Genomic DNA, 6906 nt, shown 5'->3' with positions numbered 1-6906 from the left:
AACGTCATCATTGTATCGCGTCGCACAAACCTCTTCGGGATGCCCGTGTTGAGTCATTAAGGTTTGTATGTCCATTTTGTGCTCGGCAAGGTTTTCAGATCCAGTGGTGACAATGGTGACTCCATCACTGCCTACTAGCGTGAGCTTCTTATAGATTTGGCTGCTATTAATTAGCTTACTGTCTATCTTCTCATCGAAGCGACGCTTTAAATTAATTAGACTGGCACCTAATCCATACTCCATTGACATGCCAGAAGCTAAATTACCAAAGAATGTTTGTATTGTTTTATCTGTAGCTAGATTATCAACATCTTCACTCGCTATGGTAAATAAATTATCGAGTGTGCTTGCATAACTTTTTACTTTTAAATCTAGTTCTCTGTATTGAGATTCTTTTAACTTATTTTGACCTACGCTAGTCACAGTAATAAGCATAGCTAAGTAAATTGAAACTAATATTGCGCTTATTGTAATAAATCTTTTACTGGAAAATTTTTTAACGGCCTTATTCATCGGACTTTCTTTTTATCTTCTATAAAGTAATCGTTATAAAAGTAGTAAATAGATGGATAGTATTTTTTTACTAGTTTTTCGTATGAACCGTCTTTTTTTATCGAGTCTAAATAACGATCAAATGCTTTGCGTAATTCAGGGGAATTTTTACGGAATGCAACAGCCATTTTTTGATTTTCAGATATAGGGCCAATGACTTTTATTTCACCCGGCCATTTTTCGAGGGCAATTAGCGTATCCGCAACATCTAATAATGTGCTTTCCGCATCATTTTTCATTATCGCTGGAACCATCTCATTAAGGAGACGCGCCCCATCAGGTAATATAACTTTTGCACCTGTGTCATATAAGTCATAAAGGTTAGGATCCAAGCAAGAATGTTCTAAAGCTAACACTTCGCGACCATCGATCAGCTGCTTGACGTTTTTAACATCTTCATCGACCGACCCACTTGGTTTAATCGGGCTCAGACTAGAGTCGGATCTGGAAACCAACCATACACCTGAAGGAAAATAATCTTGTGAAAAATCGACAACCTCAGAACGCCAATCAAGAATAGTAACGCCATTTGCGATCAAATCGCCTTCAATTGGAACACTTTCTCCGACAACAGCCTGCTTGTTGTGATATTGCACATTTTGCCCTGTCAACTTACCAACCACGTCGCTCCACTGTGCTGGAACATACTGGTACTGAACACCTAACGACTTGGCAAAACCTTTTATTATCTCTACATCCAAGCCAGTCAAAGTTTCCACTTCACCTTGTTCAATATAGGAGACAAAGTTAGCGTACGGGACACCAATGTGACGCAGTACACCGCGTTCACGGATTTGTTGTAAATCGTCTGACCAAGCGGCAGACGACGCAACAGAGGTAACCATGAGCGCCACCGTCGCTAAAGTTCTTTTGAATGTTATGACTGACATAATAATATCCTTACCTTTCACAAAGCGCCCAATAATGGGCGCTTGAGTGATAAACAACGATGTTAGAACGACGAGTAATACAAATTCGTCATCGCCACTACGAGCCCTTCCACATCTTGTTCGTCATGGAACAAATGCGTAGAGATACGCAGCGCGTAAGTATCAAAGTCATCATCCTTATGCAGCTTAAAGCTAGTCGTACGGATGATGTAACCATACTCTTCACGTAAACGATCTCGGAATTCCGTCAGTATCTCTTCATTAGTTACATCGGAGAACGGGTTAACCGTCGTTAAGCCACTGGTTAAGCCTTCCACGTTTGGTGAATACATTTTGGCTTGTGGTAAGTACTCTTGAAGCAAGGTTTTACATAAACTACCAAGGCTTACAACTCGCTCTTCGATACGGTCTCGACCAATCTCATCCCACATTTTGCAACTATCAACTAGTGCTTGTTTCGCAGGATAGTTATCGTTACCAATGTATTGCATTTGCAGCTGTTTACCTAGGTAATCAGCATGAGAAAGTGAGGAGTTGATCAACCATAACGGGTTCTCTCGGTCGCTCCAATACTCATTCAAACGGTTACCGTTATCACGAACATACAGAATACCTGTCGCGCCCGGACCACACTGCCACTTATGACCAGATCCTGCATAGAAATCACAATCCATATCGTGGAAATCAAGGTCAAACATACCGACCGTATGCGCGCCATCAACAAGAGTAGGTACACCACACTCTTTTGCTAAAGCACAAATGGCTTTTGCTGGTAGCGCGGTTCCTGTTTTGTATGTGATATGAGAGAAAACAATTAGGCGAACGTTTTGATTCGCATCAAGCGCGTCTCGGAACGCTTGAATGTAATCTTGCTCAGAAACGTTTTCGGTACCAGTAAATACTGGTAGTTGAATTTCTACCACATCCACACCAAAACGATGTTTCGCTACGTTCATAGGTGATGTTGCAGCAATATGTTCATGGTGTGTCGTTAGAATCACATCACCTGGTTCAAAGTGTAAGCCATTAATGATCGAGCATAAGCCATCAGTAGTGTTGCGGCTGAGAATGATCTCTTCTGGGTTAGCACCAAAACCTGGCGCGACGTCTTTAACCATCTCTGAAACATAAGGCCAAGAGCCAAATTTGCCTTTCATATCCCAAGGGTATTTAGCCACCAGCTTGTTGTTATGCTCGTAATCTTCAAGAACATGTTTTGGCATTGAACCTGTTGTACCAATGTTCATGTAAGTGGTTCGTTTGTCCAAAACGAACTGTCTTCGCACTTTACGCCAGAAGCGCTTATCGTGTTTTCTACCTAGCCCGCGGCTGCTCCAATCAATTTTCTGTTCTCGTGCTTGAGCTACGCCTGAGAAAGCGGAAGCACTCACACCAGCAACAACAGCTCCTGTTGCGCCTTTCAGAAAATTACGGCGGCTGCTATTAGTCTGAATAGATTCCTTGTCTTTCATCTTTTTCAATCCTTGTCGGAAATTAGCCATATTATTAATTTTAAGTGCGTAACTATCTGTTACTAAAACATTATTACCCATTACAATCAGAGTTTAATTTTTTCCTCTGCCATTAAGTGACTTTAGTTCCAATTTTTTATCTTATTTGATGATATAAGCAACAGTTTGACCACAAATCTATAAACAACAATGTTCACATTAATATATTCGTTAATTTGATTATTCTTTATTGCGGACAATTCCACCAAATTCTTTATAAAACAATTATGAGCTTTGTTATAAAGTCATTAAAAATTTAACTTTGCGTTAATTTAAAAATATTCAGGCTATTTTAAGATTGGCGTCTATTCTTTTTATATCTTAACGATCTCAACATGTTAAGACTAAATAAAAGAAAGCTGATTTCGGATCGAGATATCAGTTTAAGACCATAAAGTGATACACATCACTCTATGACATAAACTCACCGCTCAACATACATAAGTAAAACAGGTTTTCACTAATATGTGCTTGAGCGTACACCCTAAAAGAAGGAGGTCCCATGTTAAAAGGATTGCTATGCATTTCAGTTGCATCCGCTCTTGTCGCCGCACCTAACGTGCTAGCAAAAACGGTAGAAATGACTGCTCTCAACACCAATGAGAGTGCGGGTACCATTGAGATTTCACAAAGTGATTATGGCGTTGTTTTTACGCCTCAATTATCAGGTTTGTCAGCAGGTGTGCACGGTTTCCATGTTCACACTAATCCATCTTGCGATAGCATAGAAAAGGATGACAAAACCGTATTAGGCGGCGCAGCAGGTGGCCATTATGATCCTAACAACACAGGGAAGCATGGCTATCCTTGGACCGATGACAATCATTTAGGCGACTTGCCTCCACTCTATGTGGACATGGACGGCAATGCCAATCAGCCCGTTGTCGCGCCTCGCCTAAAATTATCGGATTTAAAAGGTCGAGTGTTAATGATCCATGCAGGTGGTGACAATCACTCCGATCACCCAAGTAAGCTAGGTGGTGGCGGCGCTCGCGTCGTATGTGGTGTTATTGAATAAACATTAACTTATGTCTCACACTTCTCTTTAGATTGCGAGAAGTGTGAACTTCTGTTGATATTGAGAGGATGTTGCATTGGTCTCAAGGTAGCTGTGGTGAAGCATTAAGATCGATTGAACAATCTTCGTCCCGATCCCCAAAGAACCGCCCTCCGCTTCTTCCTCGATGTGATTGACGAAGGTAAAGTGGATACGCGACTTATCCTCACTCAAATGCGCTTGGCAATGCACTTCCGAGCCGATTGGGCTGTGGCGCAATGCATTTTCAAGCAGGTTCAATACCAACCTCTCCAATAGCCCCTTGTCACCCACAGTTTGGATTTCGCTATCGATATCCACTTTCAACACCACTTCTTTACGAGAAAACTGGCTCTGCATCGTTTCGGCACATTCTGCCATCAACACGCCAAGATCTACGGGGCGGTACTCGTAATTTGGCATTGGAGCTTCTTTGCGCGCAGCGTCTAACAAAGAATGTAATTGAGTTGAGAGCTTCTCACAATTTCGGAAAGCGACATCAATCAAAGGATCAGATTCCGGATGTTGCAAACGCCACGTTTCCAAATAGCCAAGCACACTCGATAACGGCGTTTTTAAATCATGACTAAGCTGCAACAAGCTTTGACGACGATGAGACGATTGATACTCCAACTGTAAAAACTGTTGCTGAATGTGCTTCGCCATCATCTGATAAGAGTGCGCAATCGGCACAAGCTCTGGCACTTGGTGAGTAAAATCAGGTTGCAGGCGGAAATCATGTTCAGCTTGCTGTTGAAGTTGCTTGGTCACGCGCTCAATCGGATTCAATAGGCTACGTTTGACCAGCACATAAGCTCCAAGAGCAAAGCCTAAAATGGACACTAAGACCAATCCTGCCAGCGCGATGTAAGGAGTATCGACTTGAGCATTGGCAATGGCGTCATGTCGGGTACTGCCAATCACCACGTAGAGATAACCGACCGTTGAGCCTAATTCCTCTATCGCCGCGACAGAAAAGACTTTGTGTTCACCACGATTACGTGGATCTTCACCCAAAATAGGAAAAGGCTGGTCATTTAAGAATTGCTTAATGGGATTGAGATCCACCTTCCCCATGATCTCCGCCCCTTCCGGTGCAGCATGGGTGGTGATATTGCCTTGGCTATCAAGGAAGTAGATTTCAAAGTCAGGGCCGATCAGCATGAGCGTGTGAAAAATCGACTTGAGCGCTTTAGGGTTGTAATCCGTCCCGATCATCAGCGGGTTATCATCACGCATGTGGCTGGCTAGCTCTTTATGCAGGCTTTGCTTGGTGCGTAACTCAATGGTTTCTTTTTGCCAATTGTAAGTCAGTGCAATCACCACCGCCGCGAGGCAGAACCACAAGCTAGTAAATACTACCAAGCGAGATTTGAAGCTCATCCTATCGCCTCCTTAAACAGCGGTGTTTTTGCAACACCCGTGATGATTGAAAAATGACGGTGAAAACAACTGCCGACTTACTGTCTTGGCTTGATGTTTTGACTTACTTTCTTGCATTAGTGTCTTGGTTGAAACTTATACCCAACACCCCACACGGTTTGAATGAAGTGATGATCAGAGTCAGACAACGACAATTTGCTGCGTAAACGGTTTATGGTGCTACACACAGTGTGGTGATAACCAGAGTGACTGGTGTTCCAAACGTGATCGAGCAATTCATCTTTACTGTAGACTCTGCCCGGACGAGTCGCGAGAAACTGCAGCAAAGTAAACTCTGTCGCGGTAAGAGTGACGTCTTTGTCGTTTAGGGATACTTGGTGCAACTCCGGAATGATTCTCAGCGGACCAAAATCCATCGCATCGTCGAGGACTTCATTTGCCACCTTTGCTTCTGCGGTTTGGCTGACTCTGCGTAGCACGTTTCGCACTCGTGCTTGGAATTCTAATACGCTAAATGGCTTAGTGATGTAGTCATCAACGCCCGCTTCTAAACCGTCAACCTTGTCCATTTCACCGTCTCTGGCTGTCAGCATGAGCACTGGGCTCCAATCTTGTTGCTGACGCAAATAATGGCAAATGTCTAGACCATCACCATCTGGTAAACCTCGGTCAAGGATCAATAAATCAAAGGGTTGTTGCTGGTATTGCGTTTTAGCATCGGCGACATTTGTGGCTCGCGACACTTGGTGTCCTTGAAACTTGAGATGCATCTGAACCAGTTCTGCCAAATCATCGTCATCTTCCACCAACAAGATGTTCGCGACTAAATTGATTGCCTGTTGTTCCATGGTCCTTTCCTTGCCTTCGAGTATCCTCACTTTGCACATGACCGGAACAAATTAGAAATTCTTTCAAAAAAGGTTCCGATGACGCCATGAGGGATAAAGCGCTCGGCTACAAGCGCTTTGGAAAGGAGACGTCATCGGAGCCTGTGTTACTCGACTCGAGTGATGGTGACTTTCGCACCTGGGTTCAAGAAACGATGGTTCGCAGAAAGTGCTGAGTTTGCTAATCCATCATCTTGGCTAACTACCCCCGCATGGAATGCAACAACGTCATTGCTGTCATTACGGGCGGCATTGAAGCCCTCACCGCCGCCTGCTGGGCCCGGAATGGTTGCGGCAAGCTCATCGTTTAGCTCTGTACCGGAATCCCAAACGTTCATGCTCATTTCATAGCTTTCACCCACTGCGAGCGATTTGAGCGATAGCCCCGTTTCGCCAACAAAGGCATCGTTGGTATTCACGAACATAGACGCCACTGACAAGTAACCGTAACGACTAGGGTCAACCGTGATGGTGACTTCGTCCGATGCCCCCGGCAACACCAATCCATTACCCGAAATGCCTTGGTAAACACTGTCATTGCTGTTCATCAACTCAATCAGCTCAGCGTTACTACCGCCTTCGGCAAGGTGCTCAAGTTCAACAGATGCGGCTTGTCCAATTTCAAACAATTGGTAGTCACCATTGTG

At 43.8% G+C, this 6906-nt stretch carries 6 protein-coding genes and 1 pseudogene; 1 reads left to right on the top strand and 6 read right to left on the bottom strand.

What is annotated here, in order from left to right; all coding sequences use genetic code 11:
• The 3 genes and pseudogenes from IQR33_RS20475 to IQR33_RS20465 all read right to left on the bottom strand — a co-directional run.
• A pseudogene (locus IQR33_RS20475) lies at positions 1-513 on the bottom strand (GGDEF-domain containing protein); the annotation flags it as partial.
• Complete coding sequence (locus tag IQR33_RS20470) at positions 510-1442, bottom strand: transporter substrate-binding domain-containing protein (protein WP_005375093.1); 933 nt, start codon at positions 1440-1442, stop codon at positions 510-512. The pseudogene IQR33_RS20475 and the gene IQR33_RS20470, both read right to left, overlap by 4 nt.
• Positions 1443-1504: 62 nt before the next feature.
• A complete protein-coding gene (locus tag IQR33_RS20465; RefSeq protein ID WP_193837770.1) occupies positions 1505-2914 on the bottom strand; it encodes an aminotransferase class V-fold PLP-dependent enzyme in 1410 nt (469 codons plus the stop codon).
• Between the two features lie 541 nt (positions 2915-3455).
• Between IQR33_RS20465 and IQR33_RS20460 the strand changes: the two genes are divergently transcribed.
• On the top strand, positions 3456-3971 hold the full coding sequence (locus IQR33_RS20460; protein WP_193837771.1) for a superoxide dismutase family protein: 516 nt from the start codon (positions 3456-3458) through the stop codon (positions 3969-3971).
• A gap of 27 nt (positions 3972-3998) precedes the next feature.
• Here IQR33_RS20460 and IQR33_RS20455 read toward each other — a convergent pair whose 3' ends face one another.
• The 3 genes from IQR33_RS20455 to IQR33_RS20445 all read right to left on the bottom strand — a co-directional run.
• Positions 3999-5372 (bottom strand): sensor histidine kinase, encoded by a 1374-nt coding sequence (locus tag IQR33_RS20455; RefSeq protein ID WP_193837772.1) that lies wholly within the window; start codon positions 5370-5372, stop codon positions 3999-4001.
• 116 nt (positions 5373-5488) lie between these two features.
• Positions 5489-6220: a response regulator transcription factor gene (locus IQR33_RS20450; protein WP_041053947.1), complete on the bottom strand. Its 732-nt coding sequence runs from the start codon at positions 6218-6220 to the stop codon at positions 5489-5491.
• A gap of 146 nt (positions 6221-6366) precedes the next feature.
• Positions 6367-6906, bottom strand: a 540-nt coding sequence (locus IQR33_RS20445) for a spondin domain-containing protein (RefSeq protein ID WP_193843986.1), incomplete at its 5' end; no start/stop codon positions are given.

It is taken from the genome of Vibrio sp. OPT46 (assembly GCF_015163535.1).
Classification (GTDB): Bacteria; Pseudomonadota; Gammaproteobacteria; order Enterobacterales; family Vibrionaceae; genus Vibrio; species Vibrio alginolyticus.
This window is presented reverse-complemented; position numbering and strand designations above follow the sequence as displayed.

Coding starts and splice junctions, on each gene's coding strand:
- IQR33_RS20470 (WP_005375093.1), bottom strand. CDS start 1,442: ATGTCAGTCATAACATTCAAAAGAACTTTAGCGACGGTGGCGCTCATG.
- IQR33_RS20465 (WP_193837770.1), bottom strand. CDS start 2,914: ATGAAAGACAAGGAATCTATTCAGACTAATAGCAGCCGCCGTAATTTT.
- IQR33_RS20460 (WP_193837771.1), top strand. CDS start 3,456: ATGTTAAAAGGATTGCTATGCATTTCAGTTGCATCCGCTCTTGTCGCC.
- IQR33_RS20455 (WP_193837772.1), bottom strand. CDS start 5,372: ATGAGCTTCAAATCTCGCTTGGTAGTATTTACTAGCTTGTGGTTCTGC.
- IQR33_RS20450 (WP_041053947.1), bottom strand. CDS start 6,220: ATGGAACAACAGGCAATCAATTTAGTCGCGAACATCTTGTTGGTGGAA.